This window comes from Ectopseudomonas composti, from assembly GCF_001567565.1.
GTDB classification, from domain to species: Bacteria; Pseudomonadota; Gammaproteobacteria; order Pseudomonadales; family Pseudomonadaceae; genus Aquipseudomonas; species Aquipseudomonas composti_A.
In genome coordinates this window covers 45,791-72,690 of sequence record NZ_LSSW01000030.1, presented here as the reverse complement: position 1 = coordinate 72,690, position 26,900 = coordinate 45,791, and the positions used below count along the sequence as shown (strand labels likewise).

General features: G+C 61.6%; 29 protein-coding genes and 1 tRNA gene. 21 read left to right on the top strand and 9 right to left on the bottom strand.

All coding sequences use genetic code 11. The features are described 5' to 3' along the window. Positions 1–2: 2 nt before the first annotated feature. From PCLY_RS25425 to PCLY_RS20625, 4 genes are all read right to left on the bottom strand, one after another. Entirely contained in the window at positions 3–617 is a 615-nt protein-coding gene (locus PCLY_RS25425; protein ID WP_061241805.1) for a cold-shock protein, read from the bottom strand. 172 nt (positions 618–789) lie between these two features. After that, on the bottom strand, positions 790–1,857 hold the full coding sequence (locus tag PCLY_RS20635; RefSeq protein WP_061241803.1) for a GGDEF domain-containing protein: 1,068 nt from the start codon (positions 1,855–1,857) through the stop codon (positions 790–792). A gap of 96 nt (positions 1,858–1,953) precedes the next feature. Beyond that, complete coding sequence (locus PCLY_RS20630; protein WP_037003703.1) at positions 1,954–2,424, bottom strand: Dps family protein; 471 nt, start codon at positions 2,422–2,424, stop codon at positions 1,954–1,956. A gap of 174 nt (positions 2,425–2,598) precedes the next feature. Continuing rightward, positions 2,599–3,717, bottom strand: a complete 1,119-nt coding sequence (locus PCLY_RS20625; protein WP_061241801.1) for an HD domain-containing phosphohydrolase — start codon at positions 3,715–3,717, stop codon at positions 2,599–2,601. A gap of 198 nt (positions 3,718–3,915) precedes the next feature. Between PCLY_RS20625 and aspS the strand changes: the two genes are divergently transcribed. The 16 genes from aspS (at position 3,916) to nadA (ending at position 17,117) form a co-directional block, all read left to right on the top strand. Next, positions 3,916–5,691 carry an aspartate--tRNA ligase gene (gene aspS, locus PCLY_RS20620; RefSeq protein ID WP_061241799.1) on the top strand — a complete coding sequence of 592 codons (1,776 nt, stop codon included), beginning with the start codon at positions 3,916–3,918 and terminating at the stop codon, positions 5,689–5,691. A gap of 94 nt (positions 5,692–5,785) precedes the next feature. Beyond that, the gene (locus tag PCLY_RS20615) at positions 5,786–6,535 is read left to right on the top strand and encodes a YebC/PmpR family DNA-binding transcriptional regulator (protein WP_061241797.1); all 750 of its coding nucleotides are present in this window, start codon (positions 5,786–5,788) and stop codon (positions 6,533–6,535) included. Between the two features lie 154 nt (positions 6,536–6,689). Further along, positions 6,690–7,214: a crossover junction endodeoxyribonuclease RuvC gene (gene ruvC / locus PCLY_RS20610; RefSeq protein ID WP_061241795.1), complete on the top strand. Its 525-nt coding sequence runs from the start codon at positions 6,690–6,692 to the stop codon at positions 7,212–7,214. A 21-nt stretch (positions 7,215–7,235) separates the two neighbouring features. Next, positions 7,236–7,841: a Holliday junction branch migration protein RuvA gene (gene ruvA / locus PCLY_RS20605; protein WP_061241793.1), complete on the top strand. Its 606-nt coding sequence runs from the start codon at positions 7,236–7,238 to the stop codon at positions 7,839–7,841. A 13-nt stretch (positions 7,842–7,854) separates the two neighbouring features. Beyond that, positions 7,855–8,907, top strand: a complete 1,053-nt coding sequence (gene ruvB / locus PCLY_RS20600) for a Holliday junction branch migration DNA helicase RuvB (protein ID WP_061241790.1) — start codon at positions 7,855–7,857, stop codon at positions 8,905–8,907. Between the two features lie 53 nt (positions 8,908–8,960). Further along, complete coding sequence (ybgC, locus tag PCLY_RS20595) at positions 8,961–9,413, top strand: tol-pal system-associated acyl-CoA thioesterase (protein WP_061241788.1); 453 nt, start codon at positions 8,961–8,963, stop codon at positions 9,411–9,413. A 2-nt stretch (positions 9,414–9,415) separates the two neighbouring features. Beyond that, positions 9,416–10,111 (top strand): protein TolQ, encoded by a 696-nt coding sequence (gene tolQ / locus PCLY_RS20590; RefSeq protein ID WP_061241787.1) that lies wholly within the window; start codon positions 9,416–9,418, stop codon positions 10,109–10,111. Between the two features lie 27 nt (positions 10,112–10,138). Then, positions 10,139–10,591: a protein TolR gene (gene tolR, locus PCLY_RS20585; protein ID WP_061241785.1), complete on the top strand. Its 453-nt coding sequence runs from the start codon at positions 10,139–10,141 to the stop codon at positions 10,589–10,591. Further along, positions 10,588–11,574, top strand: coding sequence for a cell envelope integrity protein TolA (tolA, locus tag PCLY_RS20580; protein WP_156458630.1), 987 nt, complete (start codon positions 10,588–10,590; stop codon positions 11,572–11,574). The genes tolR and tolA overlap by 4 nt, the downstream gene beginning before the upstream one ends. Positions 11,575–11,579: 5 nt before the next feature. Next, positions 11,580–12,878: a Tol-Pal system beta propeller repeat protein TolB gene (gene tolB, locus PCLY_RS20575; RefSeq protein WP_061241780.1), complete on the top strand. Its 1,299-nt coding sequence runs from the start codon at positions 11,580–11,582 to the stop codon at positions 12,876–12,878. Between the two features lie 54 nt (positions 12,879–12,932). Beyond that, complete coding sequence (gene pal / locus PCLY_RS20570) at positions 12,933–13,430, top strand: peptidoglycan-associated lipoprotein Pal (protein WP_061241778.1); 498 nt, start codon at positions 12,933–12,935, stop codon at positions 13,428–13,430. A gap of 6 nt (positions 13,431–13,436) precedes the next feature. Further along, positions 13,437–14,246: a tol-pal system protein YbgF gene (gene ybgF, locus PCLY_RS20565; protein ID WP_061241776.1), complete on the top strand. Its 810-nt coding sequence runs from the start codon at positions 13,437–13,439 to the stop codon at positions 14,244–14,246. Positions 14,247–14,462: 216 nt separating this feature from the next. Then, positions 14,463–15,110: a 7-carboxy-7-deazaguanine synthase QueE gene (queE, locus tag PCLY_RS20560; RefSeq protein WP_061242148.1), complete on the top strand. Its 648-nt coding sequence runs from the start codon at positions 14,463–14,465 to the stop codon at positions 15,108–15,110. Between the two features lie 2 nt (positions 15,111–15,112). Beyond that, positions 15,113–15,787 (top strand): 7-cyano-7-deazaguanine synthase QueC, encoded by a 675-nt coding sequence (queC, locus tag PCLY_RS20555; protein ID WP_061241774.1) that lies wholly within the window; start codon positions 15,113–15,115, stop codon positions 15,785–15,787. 58 nt (positions 15,788–15,845) lie between these two features. Next, a tRNA-Lys gene (locus tag PCLY_RS20550) sits at positions 15,846–15,921 on the top strand. A gap of 137 nt (positions 15,922–16,058) precedes the next feature. After that, entirely contained in the window at positions 16,059–17,117 is a 1,059-nt protein-coding gene (gene nadA / locus PCLY_RS20545) for a quinolinate synthase NadA (RefSeq protein WP_061241772.1), read from the top strand. A gap of 120 nt (positions 17,118–17,237) precedes the next feature. Here the strand turns inward: nadA and PCLY_RS20540 are convergent, their stop codons facing one another. Both PCLY_RS20540 and PCLY_RS20535 read right to left on the bottom strand, forming a co-directional pair. Next, positions 17,238–18,311: an LOG family protein gene (locus PCLY_RS20540; RefSeq protein ID WP_061241771.1), complete on the bottom strand. Its 1,074-nt coding sequence runs from the start codon at positions 18,309–18,311 to the stop codon at positions 17,238–17,240. 132 nt (positions 18,312–18,443) lie between these two features. Continuing rightward, complete coding sequence (locus tag PCLY_RS20535) at positions 18,444–19,847, bottom strand: MBL fold metallo-hydrolase RNA specificity domain-containing protein (RefSeq protein WP_061241769.1); 1,404 nt, start codon at positions 19,845–19,847, stop codon at positions 18,444–18,446. A 381-nt stretch (positions 19,848–20,228) separates the two neighbouring features. Here PCLY_RS20535 and PCLY_RS20530 point away from each other — a divergent pair, with 381 nt between their 5' ends. Beyond that, on the top strand, positions 20,229–20,423 hold the full coding sequence (locus tag PCLY_RS20530; RefSeq protein ID WP_061241767.1) for a hypothetical protein: 195 nt from the start codon (positions 20,229–20,231) through the stop codon (positions 20,421–20,423). Between the two features lie 13 nt (positions 20,424–20,436). Here the strand turns inward: PCLY_RS20530 and PCLY_RS20525 are convergent, their stop codons facing one another. Beyond that, complete coding sequence (locus tag PCLY_RS20525) at positions 20,437–20,838, bottom strand: quorum-sensing-regulated virulence factor family protein (RefSeq protein WP_061241765.1); 402 nt, start codon at positions 20,836–20,838, stop codon at positions 20,437–20,439. Between the two features lie 292 nt (positions 20,839–21,130). On the opposite strand from PCLY_RS20525, the gene PCLY_RS20520 reads away from it, so the two are divergent. After that, positions 21,131–22,828, top strand: coding sequence for an OmpP1/FadL family transporter (locus PCLY_RS20520; RefSeq protein ID WP_061241763.1), 1,698 nt, complete (start codon positions 21,131–21,133; stop codon positions 22,826–22,828). A gap of 59 nt (positions 22,829–22,887) precedes the next feature. Then, a complete protein-coding gene (locus tag PCLY_RS20515; protein WP_061241761.1) occupies positions 22,888–23,610 on the top strand; it encodes a tRNA-uridine aminocarboxypropyltransferase in 723 nt (240 codons plus the stop codon). On the opposite strand, the gene PCLY_RS20510 is transcribed toward PCLY_RS20515, so the two are convergent. Beyond that, positions 23,570–24,496 (bottom strand): DMT family transporter, encoded by a 927-nt coding sequence (locus PCLY_RS20510; protein ID WP_061241759.1) that lies wholly within the window; start codon positions 24,494–24,496, stop codon positions 23,570–23,572. The two genes, PCLY_RS20515 and PCLY_RS20510, sit on opposite strands and share 41 nt — an antisense overlap. 204 nt (positions 24,497–24,700) lie before the next feature. On the opposite strand from PCLY_RS20510, the gene erdR reads away from it, so the two are divergent. Both erdR and PCLY_RS20500 read left to right on the top strand, forming a co-directional pair. Continuing rightward, positions 24,701–25,351, top strand: coding sequence for a response regulator transcription factor ErdR (gene erdR / locus PCLY_RS20505; protein ID WP_061241757.1), 651 nt, complete (start codon positions 24,701–24,703; stop codon positions 25,349–25,351). Positions 25,352–25,490: 139 nt separating this feature from the next. After that, entirely contained in the window at positions 25,491–25,856 is a 366-nt protein-coding gene (locus PCLY_RS20500; RefSeq protein ID WP_061241755.1) for a diacylglycerol kinase, read from the top strand. Positions 25,857–25,861: 5 nt separating this feature from the next. Here the strand turns inward: PCLY_RS20500 and PCLY_RS20495 are convergent, their stop codons facing one another. Beyond that, positions 25,862–26,788: a LysR family transcriptional regulator gene (locus PCLY_RS20495; protein ID WP_061241753.1), complete on the bottom strand. Its 927-nt coding sequence runs from the start codon at positions 26,786–26,788 to the stop codon at positions 25,862–25,864. Positions 26,789–26,900: the final 112 nt, after the last annotated feature.

The following is a 26,900-nucleotide window of genomic DNA, read 5'->3' as shown; positions in this document are numbered from 1 at the left end:
GCTTAACGCCGCGCGGGGGCTGCTGCGATCACGTCTTCCGCCTGTAGGCCTTTGTCGCGCTGCATGACCGAGAACTCCACGCGTTGACCTTCGATCAGCACGCGGTGGCCTTCACCACGAATGGCGCGGAAATGCACGAAGATATCCTCGCCCGAGTCGCGGGAAATGAAGCCAAAGCCCTTGGAGGTGTTGAACCACTTGACCGTGCCGGTCTCGCGGTCTTCCAGAGGGGCGCTGGGGCTGGTTTGCGCGAAAGGCTCCTGCTTTTGCGGGCGCGGCTGTGTGCTCAGCTGCGCCGCAAGGCTCAGTGCCACGGCGACGACGATGATCAGCAGCGGCAACCAGATGGCCGGTTGGCCGCCAATGCTGGGCAATGGAGCGAGCAGGATAAGGCTCTGTACCACGGTGGCCAGGATCAATAGTGCGGAGGTCAGGCCCAGCAGTTGCTGGCGTGCGGTGGGCGTGTTCTGTTGCAGCGACGCGGCGAGCAGGTTGAGCAGGCCGGTCAGGGCCAGGTAGATGGCATCCGGAGTGGAGAGCAGTGAAGTGGAAAAACCGGGTACGGCAGACAGCAGTAGGGCGGCGAACCCTGTGACGAGATGGGCGATCTTCAACATCTTTGATGAACTCACTGATTGAATGATGACTCAAGGTGCTGCGGAGGGAGCGCACTTTGCTGGTGGCCAGATGAAAGGCCACCGCGCGCGCCGGCAAACAAGGTTAGTGGCGCCGCGAGATGGTAGCGCGGCGCGCGGGGCTATTTAACAGCAAAGCCGAGGGCTTCTCAAATCAAGCGCTTAGCATCGTTTCGCTGGTAGTCGGGTGCACCTGGTTGCGTCCGGCCCGCTTGGCCTGATAGAGCGCATCGTCGGCGCGCGTCAGCAGCGACTCGAGCGTGTCGTCGGCTTTCGCCATGGAGCAACCGAAGGAGGCGGTTATGCTGTCGAGAACCTGATCGGTACGGCGAATCTTCACCCTCAGTGACTGGATCTTGTGGCGCAGTTGCTCGGCGAAATCGAGCACTTCGCTGAGGTTGGCGCAGTTACGCAGTACCACGCAGAACTCTTCGCCACCGTAACGTGCTGCGAATGCGCCGGGTGGCAGAAGGTCGCGCAGCAGTTGTCCGACATGCTGTAGCACGCGGTCTCCCAGCGGATGGCCGTACTGGTCGTTGAACTGCTTGAAGTGGTCGATATCCAGGATCACCAGCGCCAGGCCCTGCTGCGACTCGTTCAGGGCGCGCTCCAGCAAACGAGTGAAGGCATGGCGGTTGAACACCCGGGTCAGGCTGTCCAGCGTTGCGGCCAGGTGCGCGCGTTCCAGTTGACTGCGCAGGTGGCTGATCTCCTGTTGCGCGGCGCGCAGGCGATAAAGGAACTTCTCCTGATGCTCATGCATCATCTGGGTACTTTCCTGCAGCTCGCTGAGCACGCTGGGCAAATCGTCGATGATCGGCTCCTGCAGTGCGCTGAGACCCTGGCTCAGGCTTTGCTGGTAATGCTGGCTGCCGAGCACGCTGCGTGAAACATCGCCTTCGATATCGTCGACCAGTTCGATGACTTGCTGCTGTCCGGCGCGTGCTTCTTCCAGCTCGCCGCGGATGATGTAGTCGCGAAACAGCCGGCTGGCGGTTTCCGGGGGGAATACGTCGAAGTCTTCGACTACCTTGTCCAGGCGGCGATTGAGTTCTGGTTCGCTACCTCTGCTGTAGGTGTACCACAGCGCGTAGTGCACGGGGTTCGGCGGTATATCGTGACGCATCATCAGCGGCACGGCCTGCTTCAGGAGCTCGGCCGCCTTGCGGGTTTCCTCCGGATACAGGTCGATGATGCTGGGCGATTTGGCTGGCTGACTCATGGATGCTGGAAACTCACTGGCGAATGGCCAGAGCATAGATCAGGCTGGGGCTGCATGCCTAATGAAAAGGCCCGGATAGCCGGGCCTTAGAGTTTCTCAGGCAGCAAGTAGGCTGCGCAGCATCCAGGCGGTTTTCTCGTGCACCTGCATGCGCTGGGTCAGCAGGTCCGCGGTGGGCTCGTCGCTGACCTTGTCCAGCAGCGGGAAGATGCCACGGGCCGTGCGTACGACGGCTTCCTGGCCTTGTACTAGTTGCTTGATCATGTCTTCGGCGCTGGGTACACCTTCCTCTTCCTTGATCGAGGACAGGCGAGCGTAGGCGGCGTAGGTGCCAGGCGCCGGGAACCCCAGGGCGCGAATGCGCTCGGCGATGGCGTCGACGGCCAGCGCCAGTTCGGTGTACTGACCTTCGAACATCAGGTGCAGGGTATTGAACATCGGGCCAGTGACGTTCCAGTGAAAGTTGTGGGTCTTCAGGTACAGGGTATAGGTGTCAGCCAGCAGGCGCGAAAGGCCTTCAGCGATTGCGGCGCGGTCCTGTTCGGCGATTCCGATATTGATTTCCATGGTTGTTCTCCTTTCAGGTGAGCCCAGGGTTTCTATCCCGCAGTGTTGGAACGAGCCTAACACGCAGGGCGTCGAGATGATCTTGGCTTATATCAATGGAAGCGATGTTTAGAGGCTATTGATAACTCGCGGTTCAATTCTGGCCAGGAAATCTTACCGCTCGTCGCGGGCTGTTCAGCGACGGGCCAGTGTTGGCCTCTGCTGCAGGGTATGGTTGAAGGCCTCTACCCAGCGGGCACTGAATTGCTGGCCGGCCAGGTTGTTGATTTCGAGGATGGCGCGAAGCAGTGGGCGTTTGCTCAAGGTCTGATGCGCGCGCTCATGGGTGCGTGCGTCGAAGGTGTCGACTATATGAAGGATCAGGGCGCCGGGGGTGATCTCCACTTCGCGCAGGCCTTTCGGGTAGCCGCTGCCGTCCGCGTGTTCCTGGTGCTGCACGATGATCTCCATCGCGGCTGACCAGCCAGGCATGCGTTTGAGCAGGTCACTGGCCAGGCGAGGGTGGCCTTGCATCATGCGCCGTTCCTCGCGGCTGAAGTGGCTCTGCTTGTGCAGCAGTTCCAGCGGTAGAAACGCCATGCCCAGGTCATGCAGGCAGACTGCTGCGGCCAGTTGCTCCGGCTGCTCCGCGTAACCGCCTGCGGCGTTGATGCTCAGCGCCAACTCCAGCAGGCGCAGGGTGCGCCCGTGCCAGTATGGCGAGCGCTGCTCCGCCGCTTCTGCAAGGGCGTAGAAGAATTGCAGGTCGGACGTAGGGTCGATTTCGTGGCGGGCAAACAGCGCCTCGGCATGGCTGGGCTCTGCTGTTTCCGGCGCTTGCAGGCGAGTGCCTGGGTCCAGTTGCTGTAGCAGTTCGCTGCGCCGCTCGGTCTGCTGCGTGGGGGGAGCCATGGCCAACGCCTGCAGTGCGCTGCACAGTTGCTGTGTTTGTGCGTCCTCTGGCGGCGCTGCCGTTCCAGTCAAGGCCTGGGCTATCAGTGCGCGCAGGTGGTCGAGGCTAAGCAGCAGGATGTCGCCGAGCAGGCTGTCGAAGGTCATGCGACCTGAACGCAGGGCATCGAGCACATCCTCCATGGCCTGCGGCAATGGCATCAGCTCGTTGAGCTCGACGTAGCCGAGATTGCCCTTGAGCGTATGGATCAGGCGAAACAGCTCACGCAGTCGCTCCGCGCTCCTCGGGGCTCGCTCCAGTTCGATCAGTAACTGTTCGCAACGGGGAAACTGCTCGGCGGCGTCAAGGCGAAAGTCTTCCAGCAGATCATTGGACAGGTCGCTGTGATGGGGGAGGGCCATGCTCGTTCTCCAGGCAGGAGGCGCTGTTCATTATAGAAGCCATCTGCCGGGCGGCTGCGTCATGACGATTTAAGCTATATAATCCCGCTCTTTATCGAAGCGCGGCGTGCGGTTGGACGTTCTCCGCGGTGTAGCTCCTGCCCAGGGCGTTGGGGGCTGCCTGACCTATCCAAGACCTTAGAGAAGCGAAACACGATCATGATGCGCAGCCACTATTGCGGCCAGTTGAACGAGAGCCTGGATGGCCAGGAAATCACCCTTTGCGGCTGGGTACACCGTCGCCGCGACCATGGCGGGGTGATCTTCCTCGATATTCGTGATCGTGAAGGCCTGGCTCAGGTGGTTTTCGACCCGGATCGCGCCGATACCTTCGCCAAGGCCGACCGCGTGCGCAGCGAGTATGTGGTCAAGATCACCGGCAAGGTGCGTCTGCGTCCGGAAGGCGCGCGCAACCCGAACATGGCGTCCGGCGCCATCGAAGTGCTGGGTTACGAGCTGGAAGTTCTCAACGAGGCGGAAACCCCGCCGTTCCCGCTCAACGAATACACCGACGTCGGTGAAGAAACGCGTCTGCGTTATCGCTTCATCGACCTGCGTCGTCCGGAAATGGCTGAGAAGCTCAAGCTGCGTTCGCGCATCACCTCGAGCATCCGTCGTTACCTCGACGAGAACGGCTTCCTCGACGTCGAGACGCCGATCCTGACCCGCGCCACCCCGGAAGGTGCGCGTGACTACCTGGTGCCGAGCCGTACTCACGCTGGCAGTTTCTTCGCCCTGCCGCAGTCGCCACAGCTGTTCAAGCAGCTGCTGATGGTGGCCGGCTTCGACCGCTACTACCAGATCGCCAAGTGCTTCCGCGACGAAGACCTGCGTGCCGACCGTCAGCCGGAATTCACCCAGATCGACATCGAGACCAGCTTCCTCGATGAAAAAGACATCATGGGCATCACCGAGACCATGGTGCGCAACCTGTTCAAGGAAGTGCTGGACGTCGAGTTCGGTGAGCTGCCGCACATGACCCTGGCCGAGGCCATGCGTCGCTTCGGTTCGGACAAGCCGGACCTGCGTATCCCGATGGAACTGGTGGATGTCGAGGACCAGCTCAAGGACGTCGAATTCAAGGTCTTCGCCGGCCCGGCCAACGATCCCAAGTGCCGCGTCACCGCGCTGCGCGTTCCGGGCGGGGCGAGCATGCCGCGCAAGCAGATCGACGACTACACCAAGTTCGTCGGCATCTACGGCGCCAAGGGCCTGGCCTACATCAAGGTCAACGAGCGTGCCGCCGGCGTCGAAGGCCTGCAGTCGCCGATCGTCAAGAACATCCCGCTGGACAACATCAACGTCATTCTCGACCGCGTTGGCGCGGTCGATGGAGATATCGTGTTCTTCGGCGCCGACAAGGCCAAGATCGTCAGTGAAGCCCTGGGCGCGCTGCGCATCAAGCTGGGTCACGATCTGAACTTGCTGACCTGTGAGTGGGCGCCGCTGTGGGTCGTCGACTTCCCGATGTTCGAGGAAAACGACGACGGCAGCCTGACTGCCATGCACCACCCCTTCACCGCGCCGAGCTGCAGCCCGGCCGAGCTGGAGGCCAACCCGGCTGCCGCGCTGTCGCGTGCCTATGACATGGTGCTCAACGGCACCGAGCTGGGTGGCGGTTCTATCCGTATCCACGACAAGGCCATGCAGCAGACCGTGTTCCGTGTGCTCGGCATCAGCGAAGACGAGCAGCAGGAGAAGTTCGGCTTCCTCCTCGATGCGCTGAAGTACGGTGCGCCGCCCCATGGTGGCCTGGCCTTCGGTCTGGATCGCCTGGTGATGCTGATGACCGGCGCGCAGTCGATTCGTGAAGTGATCGCCTTCCCGAAAACCCAGAGTGCAGCTTGTGTCATGACCCAGGCGCCGGGCGAGGTGGACAACAAGTCGCTGCGCGAGCTGCACATCCGCTTGCGCGAGCAACCCAAGGCCGAATAAGCCTGTACAAGAAGCCTGGATTTCCAGGCTTCTTCGTTATGGGGCATGCACGTCCATGCCCTGGCAATCATCAGTGGAAAAGACGGAGTGAGTTATGGCTGGTCATTCCAAATGGGCCAACATCAAGCACCGCAAAGGGCGCCAGGACGCCAAGCGCGGCAAGATCTTCACCAAGCTGATTCGTGAACTGACCGTGGCAGCCAAGCATGGCGGCCCGATTCCGGCAGATAACCCGCGCCTGCGCCTGGCCGTGGACAAGGCGCTGACCAACAACATGTCGCGTGACGTGATCGATCGCGCCATCGCCCGTGGCGCTGGCAACAACGAAGCCGACAACGTCGTCGAGTTCAGTTACGAAGGCTATGCGCCGAGCGGTGTTGCGATCATCGTCGAAGTGATGACCGACAACCGCAACCGTACCGCCGCCGAAGTTCGGCATGCCTTCACCAAGTGCGGTGGCAACCTGGGTACCGACGGTTCGGTCGCCTACATGTTCGACCGCAAGGGGCAGATCAGCTTCGCGCCAGGTGTCGATGAAGATGCTCTGATGGAAGCGGCGCTGGAGGCGGGTGCCGATGACGTGGAAATGGGCGAGGATGGCTCGGGCCTGGTATCGACCAGCTTTACCGACTTCCATGCGGTCAACGAAGCGCTGAATGCGGCTGGCTTCAAGGCCGAGGAAGCGGAAATCGCCATGATTCCTTCGATCAGTGCGCCGATTGCCGATCTGGAAACTGCGCAGAAGGTGTTCAAGCTGATCGACATGCTCGAAGACCTCGATGACGTGCAGAACGTCTACCACAACGCCGAAGTTGCCGACGAGATCATGGAACAGTTGAGCTGAGGCTCTGGCCTCCACCGAACTGGATTCAGGATTTGACGAAGCCGGAAACGCTGCAAGGCGCTTCCGGCTTTTTTCGTCAGGTCGGCGCTTGGCGGATGACGTTGCCAAGGGCGGCCCGTATACTCGCCAACTGGATAAATAGACAGTTGCTGATATGACTCTGATCCTAGGCATCGATCCCGGCTCGCGCATCACCGGTTATGGCGTGGTGCGCGATACCGGGCGTAGCTGCGAGTACGTGGCCTCGGGCTGCATACGCACCGGTAACGGCTCGTTGGCCGAGCGCCTGCAAATCGTCTTCCGTGGCGTCAGTGAGGTGATTCGCACCCACGGCCCGGTGACCATGGGCATCGAGCAAGTGTTCATGGCGCGCAATGCCGATTCGGCGCTCAAGCTGGGGCAGGCGCGAGGCGCTGCCATCGTCGCCGCAGTGGAAGCCGGGCTGGAGGTCAGCGAGTACACCGCCACCCAGGTCAAACAAGCCGTGGTCGGTACTGGGGCCGCGGACAAGCAGCAGGTGCAGATGATGGTCATGCACCTGCTGGGGCTGGTGCAGAAGCCGCAGATCGACGCCTCCGACGCCCTGGGTATCGCCTTGTGCCATGCGCACCACCGGCAGAGTCTTATTCCCCATGGGCTGGCCGGCGCCAAGCGGCGCGGCGGCCGTCTTCGTTTGTAATCGATATAAAGGAAAGCGCTGGTGATCGGACGTTTGCGCGGCACCTTGGCGGAAAAGCAGCCGCCGCATTTGCTTCTGGATGTGAATGGCATTGGTTATGAGCTGGAAGTGCCGATGACCACCCTTTATCGTCTGCCTGCGGTGGGTGAGCCGCTGACGCTGCACACTCATCAGGTGGTGCGTGAGGATGCGCATCTGCTGTATGGCTTCTTCGAAAAGCGTGAGCGCGAGTTGTTTCGCGAGCTGATTCGTCTCAATGGCGTCGGCCCCAAGCTGGCGCTGGCGTTGATGTCGGGGCTGGAGGTCGATGAACTGGTGCGCTGCGTGCAGGCACAGGACACGGCGGCGCTGGTCAAGGTGCCTGGGGTGGGCAAGAAAACCGCAGAGCGTCTGCTGGTCGAACTCAAGGATCGCTTCAAGGCCTGGGAGTCGATCCCGTCCATTGCGCCCCTGGTGGTTGAACCTCAACTGGCTCAGGCAGTCTCAAGCGCGGAGAATGACGCCGTCAGTGCCCTGATTTCCCTCGGTTACAAGCCGCAGGAGGCCAGTCGAGCCGTTGCAGCGGTCAAGGAAGAAGGTATGAGCAGCGAAGATTTGATCCGACGCGCACTGCGCGGCATGGTTTAGTGGAACCCTATTGATGATCGAAGCCGATCGCCTGATTACCTCCAGCCCACGAGAGCGCGAAGAGCAGCAGGACCGTGCCATTCGTCCGCTGCGCCTGGCCGACTACATCGGTCAGCCCGTCGTGCGTGAACAGATGGCGCTGTTCATCCAGGCCGCACGGGGCAGGGCGGAAGCGCTCGACCATACATTGATCTTCGGCCCGCCAGGTCTGGGCAAGACCACCCTGGCCAATATCATTGCCGAAGAAATGGGCAGCTCGATCAAGAGCACCTCCGGCCCGGTGCTCGAACGCCCTGGGGATCTGGCTGCGCTGCTGACCAATCTGGAAAGCGGCGATGTGCTGTTCATCGACGAAATTCATCGTCTTTCCCCGGTGGTCGAGGAAGTGCTGTACCCGGCCATGGAAGATTTCCAGCTCGACATCATGATCGGCGAAGGCCCGGCGGCGCGCTCGATCAAGCTGGACCTGCCGCCCTTTACCCTGGTTGGCGCTACCACTCGCGCCGGCATGCTGACCAACCCGCTGCGTGACCGCTTCGGCATCGTCCAGCGCCTGGAGTTCTACGGCATCGACGACCTGGCCACCATCGTCTCGCGCTCTGCCGGGATTCTCGGCCTGGCTATCGAGGCCAAAGGTGCTTACGAGATTGCCCGACGTGCCCGTGGCACTCCGCGTATCGCCAACCGGCTGCTGCGCCGTGTGCGCGATTTCGCTGAGGTGCGCGGGAACGGACAGATCTCCCAGGCCACTGCCGATCAGGCATTGAACCTGCTGGACGTCGACGAGCGTGGTTTCGACCATTCCGACCGGCGTCTGCTGCTGGCCATGATCGAGAAGTTTGATGGCGGTCCGGTGGGGCTCGATAGCCTGGCAGCAGCCATCGGCGAAGAGCGTCACACCATCGAGGATGTGCTCGAGCCGTACCTGATTCAGCAGGGCTACATGATGCGCACGCCGCGCGGGCGCGTGGTGACCCGTCACGCCTACCTGCACTTCGGCCTGAATATCCCCAAACGCTCGGGTGAACAGCCCGGTGGCGATCTGTTCTCGGCAGGTGATCAATGACGAAAAAATTGTTCTCAGCCCGGATTGGCAAGTGGCAGGCCGGAGACTAGAGTATGCGCGCGCCAAACGAAGTGCAGCCGTTCAGCCACCGCTGCCGGGTCTATTACGAAGACACCGATGCGGGCGGCATCGTCTACTACGTCAACTACCTCAAATTCATGGAGCGGGCTCGCACCGAGCGCCTGCGTGAGCTGGGTTATGCCCAGTCGACGCTTGCCGGTGAGGGCCTGTTGTTCGTCGTGCATTCAGCCGAAGCGCGTTACCACGCGCCGGCGCGACTGGACGACGAGCTGCTGATCAGCGCCGATGTGATCGAATTGAACCGTGCCAGCCTGCGCTTTCGTCAACAGGTCAGGCGGGCTGCGGATGATGTGCTGCTCTGCGAAGGGCAGTTCCTGGTGGCCTGTGTGCGCGCCGACAACTTGAAACCCCGGGCTATCCCCGAAACCCTGCGACACGCGTTCGCCGGGAGGCAGGCACCGGGTTTAATTGCAGCAGGAGAGTAAGCGTGGAAGCTAACGCCGTTGACCATATGTCGATGTGGAGTCTGATCAGTAACGCCAGCTTCGTGGTTCAGCTGGTGATGCTGACCCTGGTGGCCGCCTCGGTCATTTCCTGGGTGATGATCTTCCAGCGCAGTAATTCGATTCGCGCCGCCAAGCGTGCCCTGGACAACTTCGAGGACCGCTTCTGGTCCGGGATCGACCTGTCCAAGCTGTATCGCCAGGCGGGCAGCAACCCCGATCCGGATTCCGGTTTGGAGCAGATCTTCCGTGCCGGCTTCAAGGAGTTCTCCCGTCTGCGTCAGCAGCAGGGCGTCGATCCGGATGCGGTGATGGACGGCGTGGCCCGTGCCATGCGTGTGGCGATTTCCCGTGAAGAAGAAAAGCTGGAAACCGCTCTGCCATTTCTCGCCACCGTCGGTTCCACCAGCCCGTACATCGGTCTGTTCGGTACCGTGTGGGGCATCATGAACTCCTTCCGCGGCCTGGCTCAGGTGCAGCAAGCGACCCTGGCCACTGTAGCGCCGGGTATTGCCGAGGCGCTGATCGCTACCGCCATCGGCCTGTTCGCGGCAATTCCGGCAGTTATCGCCTACAACCGCTTCTCGGCCCGTGGCGAAATGCTGATCGGCCGTTACTACACCTTCGCCGACGAGTTCCAGGCCATCCTGCACCGCAAAGTGCACACCTCGGAAGACTAAGGCGAGCGAAGAGGACAGGTTTTTACCATGGCGAGAATTCGCAACAGACGCAAGCCGGTCGCCGAGATGAACGTGGTGCCCTACATCGATGTGATGTTGGTACTGCTGGTCATCTTCATGGTCACCGCGCCGATGCTCAATCAGGGGGTCAAGGTCGATCTGCCCAAGGTCAGCAGTGAAGTGCTGCCGCAGGACAACGACGCGCAGGTGTTGACCATCTCCATCAAGGCCGACAAGACCTATTACTGGAACATGGGTAGCGAGGTCGACGTCGACACCGAGCAGGAGCGCGCCTCCACGCTGCCGCAGATGACTCAGGCGGTGACGGCGATCATTGCCGAGAACCGTCGCCAGGGTAAGCAGGTGCAAGTGTTCGTGCGCGGTGACAAGTCGGTCGACTACGGCACCGTGATGGCGGCCATGGGTGGTCTGCAGCAGGCCGACGTGGGTAACGTCGGATTGATTACCGAGGCTCCCTGATGCAGCAAACCGAGCGTCCGCAATCGGAAAGCTACTTCTGGCCCATCGTCTGGGCCGTGGGTTTGCACGTCCTGATGTTCGCCATGCTGTTCGTCAGCTTCGCCTTCACGCCGGAGCTGCCGCCGGCGCGTCCGGTGGTACAGGCTACGCTGTACCAGTTGCAGTCGCAGAGCCAGGCCACGACGCAAACCACGCAGAAGGTTGCAGGCGAAGCGCAGAAGACTTCTGCACCGCAGTTCGAGACCGAGCGACTGGAGCAGAAGAAGGCCGAAGAGCAGAAGCAGGCTCAGGCCGAGGCGCATAAGGTCGCCGCAGCCAAGAAAGCCGAGGAACAAAAGCAGGCTGAGGAGGCTCGAAAGGCCGAAGCGGCGAAGAAAGCCGAGACCGAGAAGGCCGCTGAGCAAAAACGCCAGGCCGATATTGCCAAGAAGCGTGCCGAAGAAGAGGCGAAGAAAAAAGCCGCCGAGGATGCCAAGAAGAAGGCAGCCGAGGACGCGAAGAAGAAAGCGGCGGAGGAGGCCAAGAAGAAGGCCGCTGCCGAAGCTGCGAAGAAAAAGGCAGCCGAGGACGCCAAGAAGAAAGCCGAAGCCGCCAAGCGCAAGGCTGTTGAGGATCAGAAAGCGGCGGCGCTGGCCGAGCTGCTGTCGGACAACGTGCAGAACCAGCAAGCGCTGGCCGAAACTCATGGCGATCAGGTAGCGGGTAACCTCGATGACCTGATCATCAAGTTGATCACCGAAAACTGGCAGCGGCCCATGTCGGCGCGCCGTGGCATGAGCGTCGAGTTGCTGATTCAGATGCTGCCTGACGGCACCGTGACCAACGCCAGCGTATCGCGCTCCAGTGGCGATGCGCCGTTCGACAATTCAGCCGTTGCCGCTGTACGTAACGTCGGGCGTATTCCCGAGATGCAACAACTGGATCGCGCTACCTTCGACCGTATGTACAGGCAGCGTCGCGTCATTTTTAAACCGGAGGATTGAGCTCTGTGAACAACCTGATTCGTATCGCCCTGCTGGGGCTGGTCATGCTGGTCGGTAGCGTCCAGGCGGCCGATCCGCTGGTGATCTCGCAAGGCGCTGACCGTGCCACACCTATCGCCGTCGTGCCGTTCGGCTGGCAGGGTGGCTCGGTGCTGCCCGAGGACATGTCGCAGATCATCGGCAACGACCTGCGCAACTCCGGTTACTTCGAACCCATCCCGCGACAGAACATGATCAGCCTGCCGACCCAGGCCAGTGAAGTCATCTATCGCGACTGGAAAGCCCTCGGCGCCCAGTACGTACTGGTCGGTAACATCGTGCCCAACGGTGGCCGTCTGCAGGTGCAGTACGCGCTGTTCAACGTCAATACCGAGCAGCAGGTCATGACCGGCAATGTCGGTGGCGGCACCGACCAGCTGCGCGATATGGCCCACCACATCGCCGACCAGTCGTTCGAGAAGCTGACGGGCGTGAAAGGGGCCTTCTCCACTCGCTTGCTCTATGTCACAGCCGAGCGCATGGGGACCAACAACACTCGTTATACCCTGCAGCGTTCCGACTACGACGGTGCCCGTGCGGTGACGCTGCTGCAATCGCGTGAGCCGATCCTGTCGCCGTCGTTCGCGCCGGACGGCCGCCGTATCGCCTATGTGTCCTTCGAGCAGCGTCGTCCGCGTATCTTCGTGCAGCACATCGACACCGGCCGCCGCGAGCAGGTCACCAACTTCGAGGGTCTCAACGGTGCGCCGGCCTGGTCGCCGGATGGTTCGCGTCTGGCTTTCGTGCTGTCCAAGGACGGCAACCCGGAGATCTACGTGATGGACATGGGCAGCCGGCAGATGCGCCGCGTAACCAACCATTACGCCATCGATACCGAACCCTTCTGGGGCAAGGATGGTCAGACCCTTTACTTCACTTCGGATCGTGCCGGTAAGCCGCAGATCTACAAGACCAATATCAATAGCGGGGCCGTGGAGCGAGTGACCTTCGTCGGTAACTACAACGCCAACCCGAAATTGTCGGCGGATGAAAAAACCCTGGTGATGATCCATCGCCAGGATGGTTTTACCGTGTTCAAGGTGGCGGCACAGGACCTGGAAACCAACCGTTTGCGCATACTTTCAGACACAAGTTTGGATGAGTCGCCCACTGTTGCGCCCAATGGCACCATGCTAATCTACGCCACCCGCCAGCAGGGCCGGGGAGTCTTGATTTTAGCGTCCACAAACGGTCGCGTGAGGCTCCCTCTTCCTACCGCTCAAGGCGAAGTTCGAGAGCCTTCTTGGTCCCCTTACCTGAACTGATGCGGCGCTACACCTTTTTGCTTAACACAACTGGGGTTCATTAGGAGTTACATGATGGAAATGCTGAAATTCGGTAAGTTCGCTGCACTGTCCCTGGCTCTCGCTGTTGCCGTAGGTTGCTCCTCCAAAGGCGGCGACGCTGCTGGCGAAGGTGCTGTTGACCCGAACGCTGGCTACGGTGCCAACACTGGCGCTGTTGACGGCAGCCTGAGCGAAGAAGCGGCTCTGCGCGCTATCACCACCTTCTACTTCGAGTACGACAGCTCCGACCTGAAAGCCGAAGCCATGCGCGCTCTGGACGTACACGCCAAGGACCTGAAAGCCAACGGCGCTCGCGTCGTTCTGGAAGGCCACGCTGACGAGCGCGGTACCCGTGAATACAACATGGCTCTGGGCGAGCGTCGCGCCAAGGCCGTTCAGCGTTACCTGGTTCTGCAGGGCGTTTCCCCGGCTCAGCTGGAAGTCGTTTCCTACGGCGAAGAGCGTCCGGTTGCCACTGGCAACGACGAGCAGTCCTGGGCTCAGAACCGTCGCGTAGAGCTGCGTAAGTAAGCTGCCATGCGAGATTGCCGTCGTATCCTGACCCTTCTGACGCTCGCCTTGCCGCTCGCGGCGATGGCGGAAGTTCCCGTACTGGAAAGCAGCTCCATGCAACAAGGCAGCAGCTATCCACCGGCGGGTTATGGTACGACCGGCGCCTCTGCCGGAGCGGGCGCGCAAGCGCCCGCTTCTGCGCAGGGTATGTTGTTCAACCAGCTCCAGCAGATGCAGCAGGAACTTGCGCAACTGCGTGGCATGGTCGAAGAACAGCAAAATGAAATCCAGCGCCTCAAGCAGGAAGGGCTGGAGCGTTACCAGGATCTGGATCAACGTATTTCTTCCGGTCCTGCCGCCGGTGGAGCTCCCGCACAGAATTCAGCCGATGGCGCAGTCAACGCCAATGGCACTCCGACGCCGCCTGCCGCGCAGCAGAGCAGCGCAGAGCCGGGTGATCCGGCCAAGGAAAAACTTTACTACGACGCCGCCTTCGACCTGATCAAGGCCAAGGATTTTGACAAGGCGTCGCAGGCATTCGCTGCCTTTCTCAATCGCTATCCCAGCAGCCAGTACGCCGGCAACGCACAATACTGGTTAGGTGAGGTGAATCTGGCCAAGGGTGATCTGCAGGCTGCCGGTCAGGCCTTTGCCAAGGTCAGCCAGGCTTATCCAAGCCATGCCAAGGTGCCGGATTCTCTGTTCAAGCTGGCCGATGTCGAGCGTCGCCTGGGTCACAACGACAAGGCCCGTGGCATTCTTCAGCAGGTCATCGCCCAGTATCCCGGCAGCTCTGCCGCTCAACTGGCTCAGCGTGACTTGCAACGGCTGTAAGTTGATCGCCGCAGAACGAACCCGCGCTTGTCGCGGGTTTTTCTTATCCGCCACTCGCGACTTCCATTAGAATGCCTGCTCGCGTGGCGCGCATGGTTTCAGCTCGGCTGATTTCCTTGCCTCTATGCTCTGTCGAATGCAGGCCCAGGCCTGCGTTCCTGTCTTTCAACGCAACGGAGGCGGATGGCCTGTTTCGTCATCACGCCCGTGGCTACCATGCAAGAAACCCTGCGTATCACCGAGATTTTCTACTCGCTGCAGGGGGAAACGCGTACCGCCGGCTTGCCGACGGTATTCGTGCGCCTGACCGGCTGTCCCCTGCGCTGCCAGTATTGTGACACTGCCTACGCCTTCAGCGGCGGTGAATTGCTTCAGCTGGGCAGCATCCTTGATCAAGTGGCCGCCTACCGGCCGCGTTATGTCTGTGTGACTGGCGGCGAGCCGCTGGCTCAGCCCAACTGCATTGCCCTGCTCGCGCGCCTGTGCGACGCAGGCTACGAAGTGTCGCTGGAGACCAGTGGTGCGCTCGATGTCTCGGCGGTCGATCCGCGGGTCAGCAAGGTGCTCGACCTGAAGACCCCCGGCTCTGCCGAAGTGCAGCGCAATCGCTACGAAAACATCCCGTTGTTGACGCGCAACGACCAGGTCAAGTTCGTCATCTGTTCGCGTGAAGATTACGACTGGGCGGTCTCCAAGCTGATCGAGTACGACCTGGCCGCAAGGGCCGGTGAGGTGCTGTTTTCGCCCAGCCATCAGCAGGTCAATGCCCGTGCGCTGGCTGACTGGATCGTGGCCGACAACCTGCCGGTGCGCCTGCAGCTGCAGTTGCACAAGATCCTCTGGAACGACGAGCCGGGACACTGATCATGAGCGAGAAAAATGCGGTCATCCTCCTTTCCGGAGGGTTGGATTCGGCCACCGTGGTCGCCATGGCCAAGGCTGAGGGCTACAGCTGCTACAGCATGAGTTTCGATTACGGGCAGCGCCATCGCGCCGAGTTGCAGGCAGCCGAGCGCGTAGCCCGGCAGTTGGGTGTGGTCGAGCACAAGGTGATTGGTCTGAATCTCAACGGTATCGGCGGGTCGGCGCTGACCGACAGCAGTATCGCGGTGCCCGAGTCGCCAACCGAGGGCATTCCGGTGACCTACGTGCCGGCACGCAATACGGTGTTCCTGGCGCTCGCCCTGGGTTGGGCCGAGGTGTTGGAGGCGCGCGACATCTTCATCGGCGTCAACGCGGTGGACTACTCGGGTTACCCGGATTGTCGGCCGGAGTTCGTCGACGCCTTCGAGCGCATGGCCAACCTGGCGACCAGAGCGGGGGTAGAGGGGCAGGGCTTCACTATCCGTGCGCCGTTGCAGCAGATGAGCAAGGGCGAAATCATCCAGGCAGGCACGCGCCTGGGGGTCGATTACGCGCTCACGGTGTCCTGCTACCAGGCCGATGATGAGGGCCGTGCCTGCGGCAAGTGCGACAGCTGCCGCCTGCGTGCAGCCGGTTTCGCCGCTGCCGGCGTAGCCGATGCAACCCGGTATTTCTGAAAAAGTTTTCGCGAAGTGTTGATTTCCTGAATTAAATCAGTATCATGCGCCTCGCGTTGGGTCGTTAGCTCAGTTGGTAGAGCAGTTGGCTTTTAACCAATTGGTCGTAGGTTCGAATCCTACACGACCCACCAGATCGCAAAAGCCAGTCGTGAGACTGGCTTTTTTTTGCTCTCGGAAAAGCCCGGTAGCCGATGCTGCCCTGCCTGTGGCGGTGGTCGGCCAGGGGGTATACTCGCAGCTCGCTCAAGAGCGCCGCAGGTTCGATGATATGACGCAGATTTCCGAACGCCTTCTGGTCCAGGCTCACCTCGATGCCAAGCAGCCCAAGCCGCTGACTGCCGAGGAGGAAGCTTTCTATCGCCGCGAAATCGCCGCCGAGCTGAAGAAGCAGAACGCGGTGCTGGTGGCGCATTATTACTGCGACCCGGTGATCCAGGCCCTGGCCGAGGAAACTGGTGGTTGCGTCTCCGACTCCCTGGAAATGGCCCGCTTCGGCAATCAGCACTCGGCGCAGACCGTGGTGGTGGCCGGGGTCAAGTTCATGGGCGAGACGGCGAAGATCCTCAACCCGGAAAAGCGTGTGCTGATGCCGACGCTGGAGGCGACCTGTTCGCTCGACCTGGGTTGCCCGGTGGACGAATTCTCGGCCTTTTGCGATCAGCACCCGGAGCGCACCGTGGTGGTTTACGCCAACACGTCGGCGGCGGTGAAGGCGCGTGCCGACTGGGTGGTCACCTCCAGCTGCGCGCTGGAGATCGTCGAGAGCCTGATGGACAACGGCGAGACCATCATCTGGGCGCCGGACAAGCACCTGGGTAACTATATCCAGCGCGAGACCGGGGCCGACATGCTGCTGTGGGACGGTGCCTGCATCGTGCATGAGGAGTTCAAGTCCAAGCAGCTGCTGGATATGAAGGCCTTGTACCCTGACGCTGCCATCCTGGTGCACCCCGAGTCGCCACAGAGCGTGGTCGAGCTGGCTGACGCTGTGGGTTCCACCAGTCAGCTGATCAAGGCGGCGCAGACCCTGCCGAACTCGACCTTCATCGTCGCCACCGACCGCGGCATCTTCTACAAGATGCAGCAGCTGTGTCCGGACAAGACCTTCATCGAGGCGCCGACGGCCGGCAACGGGGCTGCCTGCCGCAGCTGTGCGCACTGCCCATGGATGGCGATGAACACTCTGGAGCGCGTATTGACCGGCTTGCGCCAGGGCTCTGGCGAGATTCACGTCGACCCGGCACTGATCCCCAAGGCGATCAAGCCGCTCAAGCGTATGCTCGACTTCACCCAGGCCGCCCGGATGAAGGTCGCGGGTAACGCCTGACCGCTAGCCGTCAACAAGAAGCCCAGCCAATGCTGGGCTTCTTGCTTTGCGTAGCGCGGATGCACTCCGCGAGTGGCGAGTCGGCAATACCCGCGGATTTCACCCGGGCAGCTCGTCAACTCAGGTCGCCCAATTCTCCGGTTCGTTGACCACATCGAGTAGCGCTCGCAAGCGGCCGTAGTCGCGTCCGTTGAATACGAACGCCAGGCGGGTCAGGTGGCAGAGCTCAGGCTCGTCGCGTTCCTGCTCGCAATAGGGCTGCTGGATGAAACCACCTTCCTTGCACAGGCTGGCGAAATCGTCCTGCAGTCTCGTCAGCGTGGCCTCGTTGAGCGCATGGTTGAGGCGAATCACGAAGCGATCCTTGAGCCAGCGACTGGAGTGAAAGTTGCGGTAGAAGCGGGCAATTTCATCGACGGCTTCTTCGGCGCTGTAGACCAGGTGCATCAGGTTGAGGTCGGCAGGCAGGATGTAGCCATTGTCGCCGAGCTGGCGGCGGATGAAGTCCAGCGCGTCTTTCCAGTAACTGCCGCCTGGTTGGTCGAGCAACACCACGGGTACCAGCGGACTTTTGCCGGTCTGGATCAGTGTCAGGACTTCCAGCGCCTCGTCGAGCGTGCCGAAGCCGCCAGGGCAGAGCACCAGGCCATCGGCCTCCTTGACGAAGAACAGCTTGCGCAGGAAGAAAAAATGGAACGACAGCAGGTGATTGCTGCCACGCATCGTCGAGTTGGCCGTCTGTTCGAAGGGCAGGGTGATGTTGAAACCCAGGCTGTTTTCCACGCCGGCGCCCTCATGGGCGGCGGCCATGATGCCGCCGCCAGCGCCGGTGACCACCATCAGGTCGCGGTGTGCCAGCAGCGCGCCCAGCTCGCGAGCCTGCTGGTACAGCGGATGGTTGGCGGGCGTACGTGCCGAGCCGAATACGGTGACCTTGCGACGTCGCTTCAGTTGTTCCAATACACCGAAGGCGTGCTCCATCTCGCGCAGGGTCTGCAGCATGATCTTGGCGTCCCAGCGGTTGCGATCCGCCTGAGCCATATGGATGACGGTCGTCAGCATTTCGCGGTAAAGCTGCAGATTCGGGCTATTGCCGGGGGCTGCCAGCGCCACCAGCTCGTCCACCTTGCTGGTCAGATCGACTTCGCTGGTTTGCACATGACGGGACAGATAATCGTCCGCTTCGTAGGGCATGAAGGCTCTCCTGTTCTGAGCTCAGCGAGACGCCGATGACGTTCTCGCTGAGCCGGTTCCTTGATTATGGAGTGTCCCTGAGCTTGCCACAGCCCGCTTGCCATTTCGCCGTCAGCTTTTCGTAAGCACTGGTTACAGGGCGATCTGTTCGCCCGGATCAGGAATGTTGGCGATCCAGTTCAGACGCTCGCGCAGGGCGTGTTGCAAGGTTTGCATTTTCTCCAGCTCGCCATGTACCAGGTACAGCTCGGGGTGATGTTCGAACTGGCTGGCCCAGTCGAGCAGCTGCGATTGCCCGGCATGCGCGGAGAAGCCGCCGAGGGTATGCACCTGGGCTTTCACCGCGATGCGCTGATGCAGCACCTTGACCGTCTCGGCGCCGTCGACGATCAGCCGGCCGAGCGTGCCCTTGGCCTGGAAGCCAGGAAATACCAGGTGGCAGTTCTCGCGCCAGAGGTTGTGCTTGAAGTGATGGACGATGCGCCCGCCATTGCACATGCCGGCGCCGGCGATGATGATCGCGCCGCTCTTGATCCGGTTGATCGCCATCGATTCTTCGGCTGTCGGCGTGCAGCGCAGGATCGGCAGCCAGTCTTCGATGCGTTTGACGCCCCTGGCTTGCAGCGCTGCGCGATCGGCGGCCGCGAACTGTTCGTGAAAGCGGCTGTAGATGGCGTTGGCGCGAATGGCCATGGGGCTGTCGAGGAACACCGCCTGTTGTGGCAGCCTGCCTTCCTGGTAGAAACGCCCGAGGTAGTAGATCAGATCCTGGGTGCGGCCGACGGCGAATGAAGGGATCAGTACATTGCCGCCTTCCTTGTGAGCCTGCTGGAGAATGTCGGCCAGCTCCTCTAGGGTTTCGTCGCTGGCACGGTGGTCGCGGTCGCCGTAGGTCGACTCCATCAGCAGCACGTCTGCCTGCTTCAGTTGTGCAGGTTCCTGCATCAGTGGCGAACAGGTATTGCCCAGGTCACCGGAGAACACCAGATGGCGGTGCAGGTGGTGATCCTCTACCTGTATCTCGACAATGGCCGAGCCGAGGATATGGCCGGCATTGTGAAAGGTGACCTGCACGCCCTTGGCTACCTCGACCGTTGCACCGTAGGCATGTGGACGACGCTGGCCGAGCGCCTGTTCGGCATTGGCAATCGTGTACAGCGGTTTGACCGCCGCCTTGCCCTGGCGTGCGCGCCAGCGGTTCTCCCATTCAGCGTCTTTTTCCTGCAGGAAGGCCGAGTCCAGCAGCATCAGTTCGAGCAGTTCGCAACTGGCTTCGGTGGCGTGGATTGGCCCGCGGTAACCCTCGGCGACCAGGCGGGGCAGTAGCCCGCTGTGATCGAGATGGGCGTGGGAAATGACCACGGCATCCAGGGCTCTGGGATCGAAGGGGAAGGCGCTGCGATTCTGATCCTCCTCCTGGCGCCGGCCCTGGTGCATGCCGCACTCGAGCAAGACCTTGGCGCCATCGCGGCTCTCTATCAGATAGCAGGAGCCCGTGACTTGTTGGATCGCGCCAATGAAGGTGAGCAGGGCCATGGTTCTGTCCTCGTCGTGATGATGAGAAGAGTCTGCCGGTTCCGCGCGTTGCCGGCCTTGATGCAGGTCAGCCGGCGTCTGGGGCGATTCTCTCGGCGCAGCTGACCTGTGCCCTGCCATTCGTCCGAGCGAGCAAGCTCCGGACGTGCGTCTGATTTACTTGCATAGAGCAGGATGCGTTCCGGGCAGTGCTCTCTGGAATGTAGCGCAAAGCGCCGGGTGCGGCGGCTTGCAGCTGCCACGCATCGATCGGCCGTCAATTGCTGCTGAGGTTCTTCGCTCGAGGCTGGCGGGCGGGAAATTGGGCGGCCCCGACGGCTAGGTGGAACCTCATCCGTCACGTCGAGTCTGCTGTGTGTGAACAGGAAGGGAGTGGCAGGTATGCCCAAGTTGATTCTGGAGATCGAACCGGACCTCCATCGTATGCTGCAACAGGCTGCACGAACCAATCAGATGAGTCTGGAGGATGAGTGCATGCGTCGCCTCGAAGGCGGCATACGGCGTTCGCGCTACATGGAGGCCTTGCTGGCCGAACTGCGCGCCGATGACGCGCAGCGCCGAGCGCAAAGGGGCTGAGTTCAGCCCCGGATCAGAGGCCGCAATCGCTCTTGTCGAAAACTTCGACGGTGACCGGGCGATTGCTGCGGTACTCGCTGAACTGGTAGCGCAGTTGCGCGCCCTTTGCCAGCAAACTGCGGTAGCCCGGGTTGCGGCAGACGCTGGCTGCCAGCTGCGTGCGCACGGTATCGGGGTTGCCGCGCATCTTCGCGGCATGCGCTTCACGCACGCTGAGGTGGTTGATCAGCGTGTGACCTTCCACGGTATAGCCCTGATCGAGAATGTCCTCGTTGATCGCCCGCGGCGTGCCTTCGCTGCTTTGCCGGGCGACCTGCTCCAGAGTGCGAGTCAGCTCCATCTCCTTCAGCGAAGCCGCCTGGGCAGTGGGAAGCATCAGGCTGAGCGCAAGGGCGGGAAGGATGTAACGCAACATGTAGTGTGACTCCTGAAAGCGTGGACGAGGGTTGGACAGGCCTTCGCCGCGAATGTTCGCGCTGATAGCCAGTTGCCTGCCTGAAACAATGTGTTACCGATGGGGACATGCTGGCCTCTGGCCGCCGTCCGTCACCACGACCAAAGGCTGGGGATCGTCAGCCAAACCTGTACGTCACAAACATTGAGCCGCCGTCGTAGCCGGACCTCGTCGCCAGTGCAGACCTGCCTGAAGTCTGTCGCTGGTGTTCGCCGGGCTGCGTGGTGTTCAAGCAGCGTGCAGGAGAATAACAATGACAATGCTCTTTCGGCGCTGGCCATCGCGAGTGATGGTCGGCAGTTTACTGGTTTTGCCCACCGCGCAGGTGCAGGCATCCGGTTATCACTTTGGTTCACAGTCAGTGGCAGCGCAGGGTTCGGCGCATGCCAACGGTGCCGAAGCCGCCGACCCCTCGACCATCTTCTACAACCCGGCCGGCCTGGCCCGGCTCAAGGGCACCCAGGTGACCTCCGGTCTTACCGTTGTGCTGCCAGACGGTGATTATGAGGACAAGGGAAGCCGCGACGTGTTCGGCAACCCGGTGTCTGGAGATGCGGGCGAGTTTCTGCCCGATGCCGCCGCCGCGCCCAACTTCTATTTCTCTCACGAGATCAACGACCGGGTAACGATCGGCCTCGGTATTTTCACCCCGTTCGGTGCCAAGCTTGATTACAAGGAGGACTGGGCCGGGCGCTATGGCATCCAGTCGGCCAGCCTGGAGACGGTGACCTTCAATCCGAGCATTTCCTTTCGTTTCAACGAGCACCACAGCGTCGGTTTCGGTGTGTCGGCGCAGTACATCAAGTCGGTGCAGCGCGGTGCCGCCGATGTGAAGGGGGCTTCGAGGCAGTTGGCGGGGCAGTTCGTCGAGGCGAACTATGAAAGCACCAGAAATGCTGCCGATCCGATCCTGGGGCCTATCGTAGGGGGCATCGCGGGGGTTCCGGTGCCGGATGAAATCACGTCCTGTCGCGGCGTGGCGGATAGAGATGGATTCGTTGACTGCGTGGCGGGCAATTTCGCTGACAACGTACAAGGTGACGGTTATTTCCGGGTCAAGGGCGATGACTGGGGCTTTGGCTGGAATATCGGTTACCTGTGGGAACCGACCGAGTCGACGCGTTTCGGCGTGTCCTATCGCTCCAATATCCGCCACACCCTCGAAGGGGAGACCAAATGGAGCTTCGCCGATGTGCAGGGTAGCGTCCCCTCGCCGGATACCTCGCTGGAGGGTGGTTTCACCATCCCCATCGTCGATATCTACGTCCCCCCGACCGACGCCCTGCAGGAGTTGTTCGATCAGGGCAACTGGGTCAACCCTGGGGAGTTCGCCGCCACCCGGCTGCATCCCAACTCCAAGGCCAAGACTGCCATCGATACACCGGAGATGCTCTCCTTCAACGCCTTCCACCAACTCAACGACAAGATCGCGCTGATGGCGGATCTGACCTTTACCCGCCATTCGCGGCTCGATGAAGTGCGTATCGGTATCGATCAGGTCGCCGGCTACCCCTACTTCAATGGGGTTACCGAGGGCGATCTGAGCGTCAAGCAGGACTGGAAGGACAGCTACAAGATCTCCCTGGGCATGAACTACCAGTACAGCGATGATCTGCTGCTGCGTACCGGTGTCGCCTATGACCGCTCACCGGTCAGCTCGCCGCAGTTGCGCCACCCGGCCTTTCCCGATGCCGATCGCTACTGGCTGTCGTTCGGCGCCAACTACAAGGTGACACGCGACACCTCGGTGGACCTGGCCTACAGCTACGTGCAGTTCTCCAGCGGCAAGATGGATTACCACGATGGTTGTTCCCCGGCTGGCTGGGCGCCAGGGGCCGGTGGTCTGTATCAGGACAGCGGTGTGCGCTGTACCGGCAATGGCGGCAACTACACCGGTGAGTACGAGACGCGCATTCATTTCATCGGCCTGGCCTTGAACCACAGGTTCTGAGCGGCAGAGCGGCGATCGGGGGTGGTAGAATCCTGCCCCCGTTCGCTGTCGCGCCTTCCATGACCCATCCAGCCCCACATGCCGTTGCCCGCCTGCGTACCGAACGTCTGGCGCGCAGCCTGAAACCCTTCGTCGCCCGCGGCTCGCGTGCCGAGCGCTGCCCGCATTGCCGGGTGCAGCCGACGCATTGCCTGTGTGCCTGGCGTCCTCAGGTCGAGGCCAACGCCGCGATGTGCCTGGTGATGCACGATATCGAGGCACTGAAACCGAGCAATACCGGTTGGCTGATCGCTGATGTGGTGCCTGAAACTCACGCCTTCGGTTGGACGCGTACTGCTGTCGATCCGGCACTGCTGGAGCTGTTGGCCGATCCGCAGTGGCAGCCTTATCTGGTCTTTCCCGGCGAATACGTGGCGCCGCAGCGCGTGGTCGAGGAGGTGACGCTGGCGCCCGGCAAGCGGCCGCTGTTCGTGCTGCTCGATGCCACCTGGACCGAGGCGCGCAAGATGTTTCGCAAAAGCCCCTATCTGGATGCGCTGCCGGTGTTGAGCCTGACGCCGGCGCAGCTATCGCGCTATCGCCTGCGTCGTTCCACTCGCGGCGAGCACCTCTGTACTGCCGAAGTGGCCGCCATGTGTCTGGAGCTGGCTGGCGATCTGCGCGCCGGTGAGGCGCTAGACGATTACCTGGATGCCTTCAGCCAGCACTACCTGGCTGCCAAGCGCCGCCTGCCGCTGGATCTCAACGACGATCTGCACCTGCGTTTGCAGTCATATCGCTGAGTTCGCTGGGTAGTGGCTTGGGCCACAGCTGAGCCAGCAGCATGCCGCCAAACATCAGCGCGCAACCCAGGTAGCCGCGTATTTCCAGCACTTCGCCCAGCAGCAGAGCACCGGCGATGGCCGCAAACACCGCTTCCAGCGAGAGAATGATCGCTGCATGCGAGGCGATGGCATGCTGCTGCGCTACCACTTGCAGGGTGAAGCCCACCGCCACGCCGAACAGGCCGCCGTAGAGGATGGCCGGGCCGGCAGCCAGGATGCCGGCCAGCGTTGCCGTCTCGAACAGCGCTGCCAGCAACAGGCTGATCACCGCGCAGGTGGCGAACTGGATGAATGCCAGGCGTAGCGGATCGTGGCGGCTGGCGAAGAACCCCACCAGCAGCACGTGAATCCCCCAGACGAAGGCGCCGGCCAACTGCAGCCAGTCGCCGGAGGCTACGCTGAAACCTTCGCCGACGCTGAGCAGGAACATGCCGATCACTGCCAGGCTGGCGCCCAACCAGATGCCCGCGCTGCTGCGCTGGCCGATCAGCAGGCCGAGAATCGGCACCACGATCACGTACAGGCCGGTGATGAAACCGGAGTTGGTCACCGTGGTGAACAGCAAGCCGACCTGCTGCAGGTTGATCCCCAGCGACAGTGCCAGGCCCATCACCACGCCGCCGATCAGCAGGTTGCGATTCAGCGGTGCAGCGGGGCGTTGCTGGCGACGTTGCAGCAGGGCCAGCACAGGCAGCAGTGCCACGCAGGCGAGGGCAAAGCGCAAGCCGGTATAAAGGAAGGGGCCGATGTTATCCATGCCCAGGCGTTGAGCGACGAAGGCGCTGCCCCAGATCATCGCGGTAATCAGCATCAACAGGTCGGCGCGCAGGGCTTGGCTTCGCATTGGAGCGTCTCGGCAGGAAAGCTGCGCATCCTGCCGCAAAAGCATTGAGCTTGACCACCCCGCCACAGCTCGGCATGCTGAGCGCCGCCGTCGGTCCGAGTGGGGAGTCTGTGATGCAGCATGTGCAGGCTTGAGCGGGTCTTCAGGCGAAAAGCACTGCCATACTTACCTCGGTGCCTCTCATAACAAGAACAGGATCTGCCAATGGCTGCCTACGAAATCCTGATTGCCGACGACCATCCGTTGTTTCGCAGCGCCTTGCAACAAGCTCTGACCCTGGGGCTGGGGCCAGAGGTGCGTCTGGTAGAAGCTGCCAGCATCGCCGAGCTTGAAGGCCACCTGGCTACCAAGAACGATTGGGACTTGGTCCTGCTCGACCTCAACATGCCCGGCGCCTACGGTTTTTCCGGCCTGGTGCTGTTACGCGGTCAGTATCCGCACATCCCCGTGGTGATGATTTCCGCCCAGGAAGAGGCTTGCGTGGTCAACCGCTCCCGCGAGTTCGGTGCCAGCGGTTTCATTCCCAAATCCAGCCCTCTGGAAACCCTGCAGCAAGCCGTGCGCCAGGTGCTCGATGGTGACACTTGGTGGCCGCCTCTGGCCGAGGAGGGCGCACCGGTTTCCGACGAGGCCAGGGCCGCCAGCGCCGGTCTCGCCAGCCTGACACCGCAGCAGTTCCGTGTGCTGACCATGGTCTGTGAAGGCCTGCTGAACAAGCAGATCGCTTACGAGTTGAGCGTGTCCGAAGCGACGGTCAAGGCGCATGTCACGGCGATTTTCCGCAAGCTTGGCGTGCGCACCCGCACCCAGGCGGCGTTGTTGCTGCAGCAGATGGAGTCGATCCCCGCGCAGTGAGACGTTATCTGCTGCGCGTTGGTGTTGCTGCGTTGAAAGCCAGTAAACCGCGCGGCCTCCTTGCAGCCCTCTGGCTCGCATATGCTCTTGCGCAGCGGATGCAGTAAGCTGCGCGCCTCTTCCTGCAGGGGTGAGGCGCATGTCGCCATTCAAGGGCCAGACTGGCCTGAAACGTATCCTCAACGCCGCCAGTTATTCACTCGATGGCCTGCGCGCAGCGTTTCTCGGCGAAGCGGCCTTTCGTCAGCTGGTGCTGCTCAATCTGGTACTGATTCCGTCGGCTTTTCTGCTCGACGTCAGCCGAGGCGAGCGCGCCTTGATGGTGGCCGTGTGTCTGCTGGCGCTGATCGTCGAGTTGCTCAACTCGGCCATCGAGGCAGCCATCGACCGTATTTCCCTTGAACGTCACCCGTTGTCGAAGAACGCCAAGGACATGGGCAGTGCCGCGCAGTTGGTGGCGCTGGGCATGATCGCCTCGGTCTGGGCGATCATCCTGCTTGGCTGAAACACTCAGACGATCGGCGGCAGCACGATCTGATCGCTACGACTGACGTCGGCAGTCAGTGCGCGACACTGCTCGAGAAACTCGCGCATGGCTGCCGTCTGGTACTTCTGCTTGTGCCAGATGAAGTAGAACTGCCGACGCAGATCCAGTTCCGGCGTTTCCACCGGCATCAGGCTGCCGCGACGGAAGGCGTCGCGCAGCGCCAGGCGCGAGATGCAGCCGATGCCCAGGCCGGACTCCACGGCGCGCTTGATCGCCTCGGTGTGTTCCAGCTCCAGGCGAATATTCAGATTGCGCGGGTGATGACGCATGGCCTGGTCGAAGGTCAGCCGCGTGCCCGACCCCTGTTCACGCAGGATCCAGGCTTCGTGCGTCAGTTCTTCCAGGGTCGCGCTGCCGCGCTGGGCCAGTGGGTGTTGCGGCGCGCAGAACACCACCAGCTCGTCCTCGACCCAGGGCTGCACTTCGATATCCGGGTGCTGGCAGTCGCCTTCGATCAAGCCCATATCCAGTTCGTAGTGCGCGATCTGCTGCACCACGTGGGCAGTGTTATGCACCTGCAGCTTCACCCGACATTCGGGATGGTGTTGCATGAAGCTGCCGATCAGCAGGGTGGCGAGGTAGTTGCCCACGGTGAGGGTAGCGCCGACGTTCAGCGATCCATAGCCACTCTTGCCGCCCAGCAGGCGTTCGATCTCGCGGGCCTGGTCGATCAGCGCTACCGCCTCGGGTAGCAACTGTCGGCCCAGGGCGTTGAGCGCAAGGCGTTTGCCGGCGCGGTCGAACAACTGGCAGTCGGACTGGCGCTCCAGTTCTGTCAGCGAGGTGCTGGTGGCCGACTGCGACAATGCGAGCGACTGCGCCGCGCGCGAGACGCTTTCATGCTGCGCCACGGCAACGAATACCTGAAGTTGTCTGAGGGTAAATCGCATATCTATATAACCGATAACCTATATCTTGATAATCCACTTAACAGATATTGTTGTCGCGAATAGAATGCCGCGCAACAGCGCTCTTGGCGTCGTAGTATTCGAGGAAATCATC